Source organism: Candidatus Lariskella endosymbiont of Hedychridium roseum (assembly GCF_964020185.1).
GTDB lineage: Bacteria > Pseudomonadota > Alphaproteobacteria > Rickettsiales > Midichloriaceae > Lariskella.
On record NZ_OZ026538.1, the window covers coordinates 199,296 to 214,257 of the forward strand.

The window sequence follows — 14,962 nt, forward strand, 5'->3', positions numbered from 1 at the left end:
TACCATTCTAAACCCTAACTTGATTGTATGAGCACGCAGCTTTGTTTTTCCTACATAATCCGAGAGTTTTCACATAAAGATAGATAAGAGCTGTTCTTGATATTGTTTGAATATTTGTGTAATAGTAAGAGCGCACCAAAGCTTAATGGATCCGTATACCATTGACTCTTTTTTAGAAACGATTTTAGTGCGCCGTGTCATTCGGCCTAAATGATGTCGCGTGTTGCTATTATCTCTCTCGATACATACTGTGCCAGACTTTCCAATTGTATGACGCTCTTTGGGTAAAATTTTAGAAAAAGCATCCCAATCATCCGTATAAAAATGACATTCTTTCAGATGACTCACTTTTTGTAGAGCTTTTGGAATGTTGCAGTATCACGATTGCCTGTAACCCAGGCAACTGTTCTCCTTGTACTACGATCAACTGCCTTAATGATCCAAAGCTTGTTTTTTTTGAACCAATAAAATGCCACATCTCGTCGAATTCCATCTCCATAATATCCGAAGAGACAACTGGCTCCTGAGTCTTGCCCATCGCCTCTACTACCCAGCGATAAATTATGGACGGCGAATGCCCTAATATCTTGCATAACATAGAAAAAGAGCCATTACCAAGACTATATAGCATAACGCATAATGCTTTCTTAACAGCTGTTTGAGGCTTCTTGCCCAGATCGCCCTCAACAAAATTTAGAACATGATCTGCACTTATAACGCTGTACACCCCCTCACAATGCCATTCTTTACAAAGATATCAGAGCAACATCCCTTACAACAAACCATAAAACCACTCTTTAGTTTTTAAAAAAGTGATCATATCATACTTCTATCTAATTGTGAAAACTCTCAATATTATATATATTTGCGAAGAAATGAATGGGCATTGCTAACTAAAGATAGATATCAGCAAGTCTTTATTAAAAAGCATTAGGATAGAGTTATAGATCATATCTATGGCCTTACTGTAACGTTTGGTTTTACGATGAAACCTGGCTAAATAGTGCCGTATTAATGAGTTGAATGATTCCACTAAAGACGTTTCTGCCTTAGTAGAATAGTGTTTTTTAGCAATCCTAAATTTTTCATAAACGTCGTAATGGTCACTGCATGATATCTCTATCTCGTAGCTACTTTGTAATCGCATGGCAATCGGAAGATAGGATGCAAAATCCCTGACAATGCTCACTTCAAAATCAACAACTTTATTTCTGTCCCTATCAACAGCAAGCCAAATGTAGACTTTGTTAGTTTTTTTGGCAATAACTAAAAAGCTCATCCAGCTCAATAATTGAGATTTGCTTGGCATCCTCAGGTATCGTAACATCATTCAGCCTTTGTTTTAGAAGCTTTGAGAATTTTCTAATCCACTTTATTATAAGTGAACTCGAGACCTTTTCTAATCTCTCGATTGATCTAATTCCAACTCCCTCCAGATACATACTAACAACCTTCATCTTTTTATTAAGGCTGTACTTTACTCTCATATCTCCAGACTTATAGCTCTTTTTACACTCTAGGCACTTATACCTCTGACGACCTTTAATATAGCCATTCTTTGTGCTTCCTATGCTGCCACAATGCTTACAACTTAACATATATAATGCTTCCAATATAACTTACTATCAAGGCAGTATACATATACGCGAATTTAAAAGCAAAATCTATTCTTGGTTAGCAATGCCCTTCTCTTCCCAATACAAAATTCCATCTACAGTGTCAGAAGGAAGTGTATATTCACGAGCACCCTTATTTTTTACTGCTCCATAGTCATTGTACATATAGCTCAAATCAAAAATAAAATTATCGCTAATATTATATGCCAGCCCTGCTCCAATGCCGTAAGCCAGAGAATTAGAACGTGCAGCATCTACTACGTCATACCATCCATTAACTTCTGCTACATATTGTCTAGGATCCAGCATAGCAACACCGATTCTAGCCCCTATATATGGCGTTAAATTAGAAAAATTTCCAATATCATAATAGAAATTTGCCATCAGAGTCTTGCCATATATAGCATAAGTGACTAAGATACTGACAAAAGTTAGGAATTAAGATATAAAAAGTGAGTATGAAATAAAAAGCATAAAATTATGGCAAGAGCATATCCAATAGAACTTAGGGTAAGAGTAATAGAAGCATTAGAAAATGGTGCAAGAATCACTAAAGTGAGTAAACTATTTAGAGTGAGTCGTGATACTATCTATAAGTGGAAAATTCTGCAAGATAAGCACGGTTCTTTGAAAGCAGCAAGTGGTTATCAAAAAGGTCACAGTCATAAGATCAAAAATCTAGAAGATTTTAAAGAATTTTTTGAATTAAATATTGCTATGACATCAAAAGAACTAGCAAAGAAGTGGTGTAATATATCACCTACAACGATCTTACAGGCGATAAAAAAACTTGGTTATAGCTATAAAAAAAACTCATCTTCATCCGAAAAGAGATATTCCGTTAAGACATGAATTTATTGAAAAGATAAAAACCATCACAAGAGATAAAATAGTATATCTTGATGAATCTGGAATAGAAGATAATGCTTGTAAAGGATATGGTTGTAGTATTTTAGGAGAAAGGTGCTATGGGGAAAAGGTGTATCAACATAAAACTAGAATAAGTATGATAGCTGGTCTTTGTAATTGTAATCTTATTGCTCCCGTAATATTTGAGGGTAATTGCAATAAAGAGGTCTTTGAAGCTTATATTAGGGAGATGTTAATTAAAGAATTAAAACCTGGACAAACTGTTGTTATGGATAACATTAACTTCCATAAGAATCCTAAAGTGAAAGAGTTAATTGAATCTGTGGGTTGTTACATATTATTTTTACCAACTTACTCTCCTGATTTAAATCCTATAGAGCATTACTGGTTTAAGATAAAAAATGAAATTAGAAAAACTATAGATTTATTTGATACTCTTTATGATGCTGTTTTTAATACAATTAAATTGTCAGCACCTTAGTCACTTATGCTATATCTTTTGCTGTATTTTCTGATTTCCTGTGAGTTGAGTTCCAGCAATTTTCTCATTAGGAGCATTATATTCAAAATTCACTTCATTTAAGCTAGAGAACATTGCTTCAGCTCTAAAATTTGATATAGAGGCACCAAAACCAAAACCATAAAAAGTGGTAGCTCCAGGTTTATTACCCTCATACATCTTTTCATTAACAGTAGTAGGAGCTGTGTCTGAGAATGATAAAGGCGCCGCCATACCAAAATCTACTCTTCCATATATATCTGCCAAACTACTTTGTGCTTGCAAACCAATCAAACAAGTACCAGCAACAAGCAATGATTTCATCTTCATAAAAATTACTCCATTTCTTAGTTATTATTAAATTAAGCTTTCATTATTTTTAAACAAATGTAATCCAAGTCAGATCACTGTTTGCCACATCATCAAAAAAATCAGCATTATCAACGAAATTCTGCCAAGCAGCAGGTGACGCTATTGCACTTGCATAATTGACTGAAATTGTCTCACCAGTTACAACATTCTTCATTCCGTTTAATGATTCGCAAATAATTGCCATAAATCCCGGATAACCTGCGTAATTAAAGTTTGCAGCTCCTACAGTCTTTATGGTGCCTGCATCGTTGTAATATAGATTGGTGCAAATCTGCCTAAGTGAATTACTAGGAGCATATTCATCTATAAAGCTAGTACATGCATTATCAAGTGCCTGCCTCTCAGGTATTGAAGAATCTGGCGTGTCACTCATATATATATGACATGTGTGTTTCAGAGCATTCATAATATTCTGATAGCCAAACAACACTTTTAGGTTTGGTATTGCCACATCATTGACAACATCAGCAATTTTTTTGCCTGCATAATCCGATTCCTTAACACCAACTTTTGCATTTAGCTTCTTAATGCCATCTATCCAGATACTCACTTCGCTCAAAACATCATCTTGTGTAGGATTTATAGAAATATTAGGAACATTTAATGCAACAAGCGACTGATTTGCATCGCTTCTTGATAAAGCCTGCTCACTTTCAACCAAGCTGACATGACCTGCGACTAACTCTGCATTTTGCTTTGCTATACAAAAATTGTTGCCAAATATTGTTCTACCGATAGCTTGCAGAGTTCCTTGATACAGCAGAATCTCTTTTCCTGAGCATGGATCTATATCTGGTTATGTTAAAGAAGTTTCTAGAGTAAAAGCACCGACATCTTCTTCAACAAAACCTGTAGGTTCGACACCAACTATATCTTGAAAACTTAAGTCAAAAGTATCACTCTTAGCTTGAATAACTTTCGCCTGTGCTATGATGTTTGCAGTATTGCCATCACCTGCAGTATATCCAAGCATTGAAGCAAGTTCATTTTGCTGCTCTATTACTTGATTTGCCTCTTGTGGAATGCGACTGACTTTATTTATAATACAGTTATCTCTCGTGCTCAAACAAGCAGTAGCATGAATATCAGCCAGACTCATTTTTGCTTTTGTATCTTCCATCAATTGCACATTTTCGCTAGACGTGTCTGAAAGGTCGTACGTATTAATATCAAGACCTAATTTCTGCAATATATTAGCCGTTCTGGCGACTCTTTGCATGGTTAGCAATTCTTGATTGTTTGCTATTACATCAACCATATTTTCCTCAATTAATTTCCGGAATTAAAGCATGAAAGATTAGAACGACATTCCCACACCAATCTTAAAGTTATGTGCACGAATCTTCGTCGCTACATTTGCTTGATCTGCTATATTTTGAATAGTAGTATCTCCCCCAGCGCCAGTATAAGGCTCCACTATGGTCAATCCTCTTTCCGTGTAGACTTTTCCTAGATCTTGATACATATACCCAATTTCAAGCGCGCAGTTCTCAGTCACTTTATATGCAGCTCCTATACCAATGCCAAATGCAAGCCCGCTACTTCTCTTGCCTCTATACCAATCTTTAGCGACTCCCACATTATCCGAAGGAACGTTCTCACCACTTGCTATACCTGTTGCGACACCATTATAAGCTCCTTTTTCAACCTTTGGATATTCTGCAATGTAATCTTTAGCATCATGCACAGCGACACCAAGACTTGCCCCAATATATGGAACAAAATTCCCGAATTGACCTATGTCATAATAAAGGCTTGCAAATGTAACAGTACTACCTATATTTTGTCTAACATTCGCTTCTACTTCAGGGTATATAGATTTCATTTCCGACGTACTGGTTGTATAGTCTTCTTTCGTCGTAGTAGTAACTGGCTTATCGAACTTAAACTGATTTAACGTTGTAAGCGAAAGATCTGCTCTGAAATTTTGAGAGAATTCAATACCAACACCAAAGCCATAAATAAAGCTAGTAGAAGGGCTTTTGCCACCATATCCTTGTGAATCCTTTGGCTCTGTTGGGTTTTTATCAAAAGAAAGTGGTAGTGCCATGCCAAGATCTACTTTTCCATAAAACTTCGCAAACCCAGATTGAGCCTGCAGAGCTAAAACACATGCACTTGCAACAAGTAATGATTTAATCTTCATAAAAATTACTCCATTTTTTAGTTATTATTGAATTAAAATTTTTGATTATTTAAACAAATTGAGAGTTTTCACATAAAGATAGATAAGAGCTGTTCTTGATATTGTTTGAATATTTGTGTAATAGTAAGAGCGCACCAAAGCTTGATGGATCTGTATACCCTTGACTCTTTTTTAGAAACGATTTTAGTGCGCCGTGTCATTCGGCATAAATGATGTCGCGTGTTGCTATTATCTCTCTCGATACATACTGTGCCAGACTTTCCAATTGTATGACGCTCTTTGGGTAAAATTTTAGAAAAAGCATCCCAATCATCCGTATAAAAATGACATTCTTTCAGATGACTCACTTTTTGTAGAGCTTTTGGAATGTTGCAGTATCACGATTGCCTGTAACCCAGGCAACTGTTCTCCTTGTACTACGATCAACTGCCTTAATGATCCAAAGCTTGTTTTTTTTGAACCAATAAAATGCCACATCTCGTCGAATTCCATCTCCATAATATCCGAAGAGACAACTGGCTCCTGAGTCTTGCCCATCGCCTCTACTACCCAGCGATAAATTATGGACGGCGAATGCCATAATATCTTGCATAACATAGAAAAAGAGCCATTACCAAGACTATATAGCATAACGCATAATGCTTTCTTAACAGCTGTTTGAGACTTCTTGCGCAGATCGCCCTCAACAAAATTTAGAACATGATCTGCACTTATAACGCTGTACACCCCTCACAATGCCATTTTTTACCAAGCTATCAGAGCAACATCCCTTACAACAAACCATAAAACCACTCTTTAGTTTTTAAAAAAGTGATCATATCATACTTCTATCTAATTGTGAAAACTCTCATCTTTCTATTGGAGTCTATTCCCAAGGCCGTACGTGCGTGAGGTCGTGTATAAAATTCACTTTTTTTGTTCAAAAGCTCCTCAGAGATTTTACCATTATCGATTAACATGGGGATACCAGATACAAAAGAAATATCTTGGTTTTTATAATTTACAGGGTCTGATTGATTAATTGTGATGATTCCATTTTTTATAATGACTAATGGTTGTATGAGCTTTTTAAGGCCATATACTTTGCCGTGGATTACTAAACTACGGCTTGCTTTTCCATCGTTTTTACCGCCTATTTCAAAAAAGCCACCATTAATAGCTATATTAGCAGAAGATTTTTGCGCAATAGATGAAACAGTTTCACGGCCAATATTTCCATTATTCGCTTTAATAATTTCAGCTTCGTATTCAGATTGATCTAAGTGCACTATATGTATCACTTTAGAATTTGCTAACTTTTTCTCATAAGTATAACCTAAAGCATTGGTTGTAAGTTGTGGTAAGAGCATAGCAATTATTATGCATATGATCTTCATTTTTTTAACTCCCATTTTAATTTTTTATGAGAAATAGCATTAATTATTGGTATGGGCTGTTTTAAGGATTTCAATTACTTCTTAATCGGTTGCATAAGTTTGTATATTGCTAAAACAGTATAAAAGAGTCGCGATATATGCTATGTGATATTCAAGGAATAAAAGCATAATATATCTTATTGAGTTCAGGAAAAAGGTATTAAAATGATAAGAAGTTTATAAAGCATTCATAAAGTTTAGAGCGATTTAAAAACGCTATATGACTTTTTTATACTGCTTTAGTTGTATAACGAATATTTTTTCATCAAGCTGCTATGAGATAGAGGTGGATCTTGCGGGATTCGTGTAATATTTTTGCGTGTCGTCATGGATATCATGTCCATCAATCAAAATAGAGCAATCTACTGATATTATAAAACCATAATATCAAATTAACAAAAGTTGATTTTCTCACCACATAAAATAATCTACCATTCCTCTCTTTTGATCTGGTTTAATTTTAAAGCGTTAGCGTTTAGTTTGTCGAGCATTTTTAGATGACATCGGAAAATCAGGCTTCGCATACGTCTATACCAACTCTTTATTTATCAGAAGATATAAGTAATCTTAGGTAAGCTTTATCAATGGTTGCTCTAATTAACTCTCTAAAAAATCAACTATATCGATGATGCGATAAAAGTAAGAACTTGTTGCAACGGAGTCAGTGATGCCACTTAAATGGAGTAACACTGGTATGCTTGCAAAACCTCTTGGTACTTTCAGCTTTGTTATTTTATCTTGTACTTCATTGATAATATCGCTATTAACTTCGCGTTTTTTGAATTTAAATTCACAAATAAATAGGTTTTTTGTCACGGTTTGTACAAGATAATCAATCTGACATCCTTGTTGCGTACTGGTTTTCATCTGTCTATATGGGCCGCTAGAGACGATATCTATACCATGTATGCCAATTGCTTTGAAAATAAGAGAGCGATTTTGTAAAAGTAGATATTCTAATTGTAGGCCTAAATGAATTTCAAACCCTGGTAATGATTGTAGTGTGACATTTGCATATCCATTAATGGAAATTTTTGCTAGATTCGGCTCTATCATCTTAAGATAAAATCTCATATAAGGATCTGAAATAGCATATAAACTTTGCTTTAATGGCCTGGTTGTTTTGAAAGACCATAAAGATTGTTTGACTATGAAACCTGCAACAATGAGATGCTCCATCATTTGACTTAAAGTGCCGCTATGAGGAAACTTTATTGCTGTGCGAATTTCCGATAAAGTCTTAGCTCCATCTTTGAGGCTATCTAGGATTTTCTTATAAGTGGTGCCCTTACCATCAAATAGATCGTGAAAAATACGATCAAATTCTGTTACTAATAACCCACTTTTCTCAAAAGCAAGTTGTTTGATATTTTCATCAGCTGTGATTTTTGGATTTAATTGTTCCAAGTACCATGGTACGCCACCAATAATACAGAGTAGCTTGTACTTATCATAAGGCGACATTTTTATGCCTGTTTTTCTTAAAAACTGGGCGCTTTCTGTGATCGATAAGGGTTCAAGATTAAGTGTTAGGTTGACTCTGCCGAAGAATGCTGTGCTTTTTAAAATATTTTCTTCAATCCATGTGGATACAGATCCGCAGAATACAAGCAGCATATGCGTGGTTTGCTTATCCCACCAAGCTTTAAGTTTTGGAATAAAAGTTGGATCCTTTGAGCCAATCCAAGAAATTTCATCAAATAGGATGATGTCACCTGGATTGATATGTAAGCTCAAATGCTCAAACGCATCACTCCAATCCTGAAATGTTATAGGTGGTACTTTCAGCATTAATGATAATTGCCTTGCAAAATTATCTCTTTGTGCTTGTGGTGATATCCCATCTTGTGGCGCAAGACCTGCAAAACTCCAAAACGTTTGACTGTCTATGGTTTTAACAAACTCAAGTATTAGTCTGCTTTTTCCAATTCTTCTGCGTCCTTTAACTACAACTAAGCTTGATGTTTTCTTTTTGTATAAGGCTTGCAGGCGCTCTAATTCAACTCTGCGGCCAATGAAGATAGAATCAGACATAGTGATCTCCTGTATGCTCAAAATATAATATATAATGTGTTGAGCATTGTATTAAGTCAATAAAAAATGCTCAACGCGATAAATTCTATATTTTGAGCAGAAAAATATGCTCTGCTCTAAAATAGACCTCTTGCATAACTCAATATACGCAAAATTTAGTCAGGATGCTCTTTTTACAATTTTCGAAATATCAAATTTGCTTATTGTGAAAATGTCGATGAAGTTTGAGCAGATACACCATTTGAATCTGTAATGATGAATTTAATCGGAGATTCACTTTGCCCGTCGTGTTTATTAGTTTTCACAAAGATTTTATAAGTTACGTCTGAGTCTTCTGGTGCTGTTATCGTGCAGTTATTTGAATAGTCCTGCATCATGTTTTGCAGTAAAAAAGTTGCATTATAAGCATACTCTAAATTCAGCTCAAGTTTTTGTGTTTGAAGTGTTTTGTTGGATATTTTTAGCAAAAATGTATTTCTGACCATACCATCTGGTGTAATGACAAAAAACGCACTTCTATCCTTTTGTGCTGTTATGATATAGCGTGATTTATGTGCTAGTGTATAAAGCAGAAGTGAGCAGGATATGATCATAATTAAGCCATAAAATATTGTTTTTGGCCTAAATATATTGCGGTGAAAGAGAATTCCTGATTGCTTTGCGGATATGCTGTTAATACTATCATATGCTATTAACCCAGTTGGCCTCTTGAGCTTTGTCATCACGCTATCACAAGCATCAATACAGAGTCCACAGCCTATACATGCCATCTGTAATCCATTTCTAATGTCTATACCCATTGGGCAAACTAAGACGCATTTTCCGCAGTCTATACAGTCACCGTGTTTTACGTCTTGAGCTGTATTAGTATGTTTATCTATAGGATGTCTTGGTTCTCCGCGCCAGTCATGGTATGTGACAACGGTTGTGTCTGAGTCAAGCATTGCTGATTGAAACCTGCCGTATGGGCACATGTATATACACACTCTGTGTCTCAAAATAGCTGCAAACAAATATGTACTTGCTGTTAGGGATAGAAGCCATCCAACACCGCCATGCGTGACAGATAAGTGAACTACATCATGTAGAAGGTCTGGTGCTTCATAAAAATAGCAGACCCACCCAAATGCAAATAAGAAGCTAAGTAATAGCCAAGAGAGGTGTGTGAGTGATTTTTTTATAACTTTTTCTTTGTTTATGGGGCTAGAATCTAATTTTATCCTTGTATTTCTATCTCCTTGGAAGAATTCTTCTATTTTGACAAATAGATCAACAAAAACTGTTTGCGGGCAAGTATAACCACACCATAACCTGCCGAATAACGAAGTAAATAAAAATAGTCCAAGAGCTGATAAAACAAGTATAGCTGCTATATAATATAGCTCATTTGGCCATATCTCTATGCTAAAGAAGTATCCACGCCTTTCTGGAAGATCAATGAAGAACGCTTGCTTAGGAGCAAAACTGCCTCTATCCCACCTTATCCAAGAAGCACCAAAATATATTAATAAAAGAGCAGCGTTTACCGCATTTTTTATGCTCCTGTATTTCCCAGTTATGCTGGAATGGTAGATTTTATCCATAATTGCGTATCTATTAATACCTATTTTGATGCAATATGTGTTGCAAAACGGCAACTATACTAATTATTTATCATCTTAATATGATTTTAATAATTGACTATATCTGCAATATAATGCTTTATAATTTATTAAGGAATTGTGAATGCGATGTTAAGAAAGCTGTTTCGTATTGCACATCTCTATAATATCAAAAAAGAACTGGTAAGAACATGGTAGATTATAGTAATCCAGCGTTTGTTAAAGCAAGGAATGCAGCGGCAGTGCGAAAAGAAATTGAGTCTTCTGGGCGAAGTTTTGAGACTTTTGCTGCAACAAATCTGACAGGTGCAGAAATATTTACTATGACAAATCGGCTGAAGCCATTGTCTATGAATGATATAAAACAAGATATTTGCCAGCAAATTTCCATCATTCCAAATGATTGCAGTTTGTCTGATTTGAATATATTAAATGTTCGGCTTGGAGCAGCATTATCATTGCCAAGTAAAGTTTTGGAGGCATTTGGAGTTAATGATACAAGTTCAGATGTGTTTCAAGGAGTAAAGCATAATGTTTATAAAAGTGATGCTTTTGATGCAACATTTGAAGATCTCACAGGCACTGTCCAGGGAGACAATGTCTATTTTTATGCAGCGCTCTTTGAAGAGGGAGCAAAAAATAAAAAGTTGTTCACGGATAGTTTAAACGAAATTGGCCAGATTGTTAGTGGCACTGCATCTAAAAGAGTGCTGTATCCAGATACTGCTCCTAAAATTGAATCAGACGTTAGCCAACTTTATGAAGATCAAGTTGCTTCAAATAATATCTTGATAAAGCTTGGAATTACACCAACTGCTGCGAATTCAAACTCTACTTATGTTGCAAATAAAGTGCAGGCTTTAATCGATGCTGAGAAGAATTTTTTCTCAAAAATTGGTATGAATCCTGAGCTCTATGAGAAGTATGAGATATCAGATTTAACAATCAAAGCTGCCTCAATATTAAATCAAATAAGCATTTATCAGAAAGCTAAATTCGCAATAGATATAGCATGTAAAAGATATGTTGGTGTTACAGAGTCAATGTCATTAACTAATGCTCAGCAAGAATTTAGAGATGCATGTATTGAGTGGAATGCTGCAACTTCTAAAACAGATATTGGCAATGCACTTTCAAATGTTTGTATAAAAACTCTCATTCCAAATACTGCAGGTTTTATGAGTACGGTTACGGTTTCGGCTTCAGACGGTATATTGATGGTGATTACTATGGCTCAGCGTGCTTGCAGTTCTTTTACTGGAGCTCCAACGGTAGATGGAAATGGTGCTATTGATATGTATCTTGAGCGTGTCTCAGCAGCTGGTTGGATTACTGGTACATATACTTTTTTCAATTACTTACCAGACAATATCAAATTATTGGATGAGATTATGGCAAGTGATTATCCTTGGCTCACTTTTGATTGATTACCAAATTTCTTTTATTGAAAGCGTATAAAAAATAACTCTGAGATATTTTTATGAAGATTAAATCATTATTTGTTGCGTGCACTAGAACTTTAAGATTGGTGTGAGAATTTCGTTCTAACCTTTCACGCCTTTAATCTCAGAAATTAATTGAGGAAAAATATGGTTGATGTAATAACAAACAATCAAGAATTGCTAAAGATGCAAAAAGCGGCAAAAACAGCTGATATACTGCGGAAATTGGGCCTTGATGTTAATACGTATGATCTTTCAGACACGTCTAGCGAAAACGTGCAATTGATGGAAGATACAAAAGCGAAAATGAGTCTTGCTGAAGCTCATGCAAGTGTTTGTTTGAAGACGGGAGAGAGCTGTGTTCTGAATAAAATAAGTTATGTGCCTCAAGAGGTGAATCAAGTAATAGAGCAGCAAAATGCACTTGCTTCAATGCTTGGATATACTGAAGATGATGGAGATACTTCAAACATCATAGCACAGGTCAAAGTTGTTAAAGCTAAGGATGATGCTTTCGACTCAAGTTTTAAAGATGTAGTTGGAGTTGAACTGTCAGGTTTTGCTAGGGAAGATGCTGATGCTTTTACTCGAGAAGCTTCTTTAAAATATTCAGAGCCAGACCCATGTTCAGAGCCTCCAAAAGACATTCATTTATATCAAGGAACTTTGCAGGCTATTGGCAAAACAGTTTTAGACAATGATTTTTGTCTAACAAAACAAAATGCGCGGTCAGTTGTTGATTCTGTTCACTTGCTTGGGAGTAATCAGGCATTATCAAAGAGTTATGCAAACCAGACGCTAGTTGCATTAAATGCTCGTGATATCTCTGCAAATCCTACACAAGCTGACGTCTTAAGCAAAGTTACTAATTTTATAGATAATATTAAGAAATTAAATGCAAAAGTTGGCGTTAAGGAATCGGATTATGCAGGCAAAGAAATTGCTGATGTTATAGGTGACGTTGCAATACCAAATCTAAAAATGTTGTTTGGTTATCAGAATGTTATTAATGCTCTGAAATATCCTTGTTATTCATATACAATTATTGCGCAATCTGGAACGCCTGAGAGGGTGGCACTTTATAATGCATGTAGTAGCTTTGTGTACGAATACGCACCTAGTAATTCACTTAGGCAGGTTTGTACCAATATGTATTACAACGATGCGGGCATCATAAAGACTGTAGGATCTGCAAACCCTGTTTATCAATATTTTCCGGAAGTTATGGCAATAATTTGCGAATCATTCAACGGAATGAAGAATGTTGCAACTGGCGAGACAATTTCAATAGACCTCTTGCATAACCTCATTCTGAGGTAGAAATTCTTATAGAGTAGATTTTTGCAAAACGTCACCAAACAATGATCCACGTGAGTGTTTTTATGTTTTAGTGACAATCAAATCACAGTTTGGAACAGGTTATGCAAGAGGTCTAATCAATTATGCGAGTGCAACGGCTTCACCTGCTGCCTGGCAGGATTTTGTTGATAACGCAGATTTTTTTGATGACATAGCAAACAGTGATTTAGCTTGGATTACATTTGTTGAGAGTTTTCACAATTAGATAGAAGTATGATATGATCACTTTTTTAAAAACTAAAGAGTGGTTTTATGGTTTGTTGTAAGGGATGTTGCTCTGATATCTTTGTAAAGAATGGCATTGTGAGGGGGTGTACAGCGTTATAAGTGCAGATCATGTTCTAAATTTTGTTGAGGGCGATCTGGGCAAGAAGCCTCAAACAGCTGTTAAGAAAGCATTGTGCGTTATGCTATATAGTCTTGGTAATGGCTCTTTTTCTATGTTAGGCAAGATATTAGGGCATTCGGCGTCCATAATTTATCGCTGGGTAGTAGAGGCGATGGGCAAGACTCAGGAGCCAGTTGTCTCTTCGGATATTATGGAGATGGAATTCGACGAGATGTGGCATTTTATTGGTTCAAAAAAAACAAGCTTTGGATCATTAAGGCAGTTGATCGTAGTACAAGGAGAACAGTTGCCTGGGTTACAGGCAATCGTGATACTGCAACATTCCAAAAGCTCTACAACAAAGTGAGTCATCTGAAAGAATGTCATTTTTATACGGATGATTGGGATGCTTTTTCTAAAATTTTACCCAAAGAGCGTCATACAATTGGAAAGTCTGGCACAGTATGTATCGAGAGAGATAATAGCAACACGCGACATCATTTAGGCCGAATGACACGGCGCACTAAAATCGTTTCTAAAAAAGAGTCAATGGTATACGGATCCATCAAGCTTTGGTGCGCTCTTACTATTACACAAATATTCAAACAATATCAAGAACAGCTCTTATCTATCTTTATGTGAAAACTCTCATATTTATTATGTACATACGAAGTCATACTTCAAAAAGAGCTAGTGGAATGTGTATAATTAGCAATCTGACGACGCCAATTTTGAAAAGTATGACGAGTATGACAGAGCCGAAGGCCCCAGCGCTAATTTTCGGGTATATAATTTGTTCTATACCTAGCAAAGATTAATTAGGCACTGCCAGTAAAGTCACTTTCGCAAGACCTCCTTTGGCCTGATTTGCAAGTATTACTTCGTTAATTTCTTCTCAAATATATATAATTGACTCAGAAATTAACTGGTACTCTAAAAAATCATGCCATTTTAAATTCATACGCGCGTACTTATGAAGGTAGTACCTCACAAAATCCATAAGATTTTTTGGTAATCTTGCCATTTTTTCTGCAGGACTTTCGGTGCATTATAATTGCTTGAAACCAAGGTAAATCTAATAATCTTTAAAACATAACCAGAGTCTCTATTTGTATCTTATATGCAGTAATGAACCTGTCAATTTTCAAGTTCACAATATTTGGTATTATGGTATATTTCCCATTATATATATACTAGTCATACTTCAAAAATTGGTGTCACCCAAAATACTACTTATGTATTTATGTGTACGCATGCTTCCTTAGTTCTTCTTAGCTCTT

At 35.6% G+C, this 14,962-nt stretch carries 20 protein-coding genes; 6 read left to right on the forward strand and 14 right to left on the reverse strand.

Annotated features, from left to right (window positions below):
• Positions 1–69 precede the first annotated feature (69 nt).
• The 5 genes from AACK98_RS00995 to AACK98_RS01015 form a co-directional block, all read right to left on the reverse strand.
• Positions 70–348, reverse strand: coding sequence for an IS1 family transposase (locus AACK98_RS00995; protein ID WP_339041617.1), 279 nt, complete (start codon positions 346–348; stop codon positions 70–72).
• Entirely contained in the window at positions 311–727 is a 417-nt protein-coding gene (locus tag AACK98_RS01000; protein WP_339040770.1) for a hypothetical protein, read from the reverse strand. Before AACK98_RS01000 ends, AACK98_RS00995 begins: the two co-directional genes overlap by 38 nt.
• 162 nt (positions 728–889) lie before the next feature.
• Complete coding sequence (locus AACK98_RS01005; protein WP_339040210.1) at positions 890–1,279, reverse strand: IS1 family transposase; 390 nt, start codon at positions 1,277–1,279, stop codon at positions 890–892.
• Positions 1,248–1,598: a hypothetical protein gene (locus AACK98_RS01010; protein WP_339040208.1), complete on the reverse strand. Its 351-nt coding sequence runs from the start codon at positions 1,596–1,598 to the stop codon at positions 1,248–1,250. The genes AACK98_RS01005 and AACK98_RS01010 overlap by 32 nt, the downstream gene beginning before the upstream one ends.
• A 66-nt stretch (positions 1,599–1,664) precedes the next feature.
• On the reverse strand, positions 1,665–2,036 hold the full coding sequence (locus tag AACK98_RS01015) for an outer membrane protein (protein WP_339042491.1): 372 nt from the start codon (positions 2,034–2,036) through the stop codon (positions 1,665–1,667).
• 60 nt (positions 2,037–2,096) lie between these two features.
• Between AACK98_RS01015 and AACK98_RS01020 the strand changes: the two genes are divergently transcribed.
• Positions 2,097–2,967, forward strand: a protein-coding gene (locus AACK98_RS01020; protein ID WP_339040258.1) for an IS630 family transposase whose coding sequence is annotated in 2 segments (ribosomal slippage) — positions 2,097–2,420 and positions 2,422–2,967 — 870 coding nt in all. Because the reading frame shifts where the segments join, the coding sequence is not laid out codon by codon here.
• 9 nt (positions 2,968–2,976) lie between these two features.
• Here the strand turns inward: AACK98_RS01020 and AACK98_RS01025 are convergent.
• The 9 genes from AACK98_RS01025 to ccoG all read right to left on the reverse strand — a co-directional run bounded on the left by AACK98_RS01025 (position 2,977) and on the right by ccoG (position 10,535).
• Entirely contained in the window at positions 2,977–3,300 is a 324-nt protein-coding gene (locus AACK98_RS01025) for a hypothetical protein (RefSeq protein WP_339041619.1), read from the reverse strand.
• 64 nt (positions 3,301–3,364) lie between these two features.
• A complete protein-coding gene (locus tag AACK98_RS01030; protein WP_339041621.1) occupies positions 3,365–4,018 on the reverse strand; it encodes a hypothetical protein in 654 nt (217 codons plus the stop codon).
• A gap of 135 nt (positions 4,019–4,153) precedes the next feature.
• Entirely contained in the window at positions 4,154–4,615 is a 462-nt protein-coding gene (locus AACK98_RS01035; RefSeq protein WP_339041623.1) for a hypothetical protein, read from the reverse strand.
• A 39-nt stretch (positions 4,616–4,654) separates the two neighbouring features.
• Positions 4,655–5,503, reverse strand: a complete 849-nt coding sequence (locus AACK98_RS01040; RefSeq protein WP_339041625.1) for an outer membrane protein — start codon at positions 5,501–5,503, stop codon at positions 4,655–4,657.
• A gap of 68 nt (positions 5,504–5,571) precedes the next feature.
• Positions 5,572–5,850 (reverse strand): IS1 family transposase, encoded by a 279-nt coding sequence (locus AACK98_RS01045; RefSeq protein ID WP_339041557.1) that lies wholly within the window; start codon positions 5,848–5,850, stop codon positions 5,572–5,574.
• The gene (locus AACK98_RS01050; protein ID WP_339041627.1) at positions 5,813–6,229 is read right to left on the reverse strand and encodes a hypothetical protein; all 417 of its coding nucleotides are present in this window, start codon (positions 6,227–6,229) and stop codon (positions 5,813–5,815) included. The genes AACK98_RS01045 and AACK98_RS01050 overlap by 38 nt, the downstream gene beginning before the upstream one ends.
• Before the next feature lie 101 nt (positions 6,230–6,330).
• Complete coding sequence (locus AACK98_RS01055) at positions 6,331–6,894, reverse strand: phosphodiester glycosidase family protein (RefSeq protein WP_339041629.1); 564 nt, start codon at positions 6,892–6,894, stop codon at positions 6,331–6,333.
• 621 nt (positions 6,895–7,515) lie between these two features.
• Positions 7,516–8,952: an ATP-binding protein gene (locus tag AACK98_RS01060; protein WP_339041631.1), complete on the reverse strand. Its 1,437-nt coding sequence runs from the start codon at positions 8,950–8,952 to the stop codon at positions 7,516–7,518.
• A 200-nt stretch (positions 8,953–9,152) separates the two neighbouring features.
• Positions 9,153–10,535, reverse strand: coding sequence for a cytochrome c oxidase accessory protein CcoG (gene ccoG / locus AACK98_RS01065; protein WP_339041633.1), 1,383 nt, complete (start codon positions 10,533–10,535; stop codon positions 9,153–9,155).
• 209 nt (positions 10,536–10,744) lie between these two features.
• Here ccoG and AACK98_RS01070 point away from each other — a divergent pair, with 209 nt between their 5' ends.
• The 5 genes from AACK98_RS01070 to AACK98_RS01090 all read left to right on the forward strand — a co-directional run bounded on the left by AACK98_RS01070 (position 10,745) and on the right by AACK98_RS01090 (position 14,324).
• On the forward strand, positions 10,745–11,980 hold the full coding sequence (locus tag AACK98_RS01070; protein WP_339041635.1) for a hypothetical protein: 1,236 nt from the start codon (positions 10,745–10,747) through the stop codon (positions 11,978–11,980).
• 201 nt (positions 11,981–12,181) lie between these two features.
• The gene (locus tag AACK98_RS01075; RefSeq protein WP_339041637.1) at positions 12,182–13,315 is read left to right on the forward strand and encodes a hypothetical protein; all 1,134 of its coding nucleotides are present in this window, start codon (positions 12,182–12,184) and stop codon (positions 13,313–13,315) included.
• 70 nt (positions 13,316–13,385) lie between these two features.
• Complete coding sequence (locus AACK98_RS01080) at positions 13,386–13,559, forward strand: hypothetical protein (protein ID WP_339041639.1); 174 nt, start codon at positions 13,386–13,388, stop codon at positions 13,557–13,559.
• Between the two features lie 106 nt (positions 13,560–13,665).
• The gene (locus tag AACK98_RS01085) at positions 13,666–14,049 is read left to right on the forward strand and encodes a hypothetical protein (RefSeq protein WP_339041641.1); all 384 of its coding nucleotides are present in this window, start codon (positions 13,666–13,668) and stop codon (positions 14,047–14,049) included.
• Positions 13,956–14,324: an IS1 family transposase gene (locus AACK98_RS01090; RefSeq protein ID WP_339042493.1), complete on the forward strand. Its 369-nt coding sequence runs from the start codon at positions 13,956–13,958 to the stop codon at positions 14,322–14,324. The genes AACK98_RS01085 and AACK98_RS01090 overlap by 94 nt, the downstream gene beginning before the upstream one ends.
• Positions 14,325–14,962: the final 638 nt, after the last annotated feature.

Bases quoted from the DNA above. Each gene is read 5' to 3' on its own strand.
- AACK98_RS01035 (WP_339041623.1), bottom strand. From the start codon at position 4,615: ATGGTTGATGTAATAGCAAACAATCAAGAATTGCTAACCATGCAAAGA.
- AACK98_RS01070 (WP_339041635.1), top strand. From the start codon at position 10,745: ATGGTAGATTATAGTAATCCAGCGTTTGTTAAAGCAAGGAATGCAGCG.
- AACK98_RS01055 (WP_339041629.1), bottom strand. From the start codon at position 6,894: ATGGGAGTTAAAAAAATGAAGATCATATGCATAATAATTGCTATGCTC.
- AACK98_RS01075 (WP_339041637.1), top strand. From the start codon at position 12,182: ATGCAAAAAGCGGCAAAAACAGCTGATATACTGCGGAAATTGGGCCTT.
- AACK98_RS01010 (WP_339040208.1), bottom strand. From the start codon at position 1,598: ATGTTAAGTTGTAAGCATTGTGGCAGCATAGGAAGCACAAAGAATGGC.
- ccoG (WP_339041633.1), bottom strand. From the start codon at position 10,535: ATGGATAAAATCTACCATTCCAGCATAACTGGGAAATACAGGAGCATA.
- AACK98_RS01060 (WP_339041631.1), bottom strand. From the start codon at position 8,952: ATGTCTGATTCTATCTTCATTGGCCGCAGAGTTGAATTAGAGCGCCTG.
- AACK98_RS01040 (WP_339041625.1), bottom strand. From the start codon at position 5,503: ATGAAGATTAAATCATTACTTGTTGCAAGTGCATGTGTTTTAGCTCTG.
- AACK98_RS01005 (WP_339040210.1), bottom strand. From the start codon at position 1,279: ATGAGCTTTTTAGTTATTGCCAAAAAAACTAACAAAGTCTACATTTGG.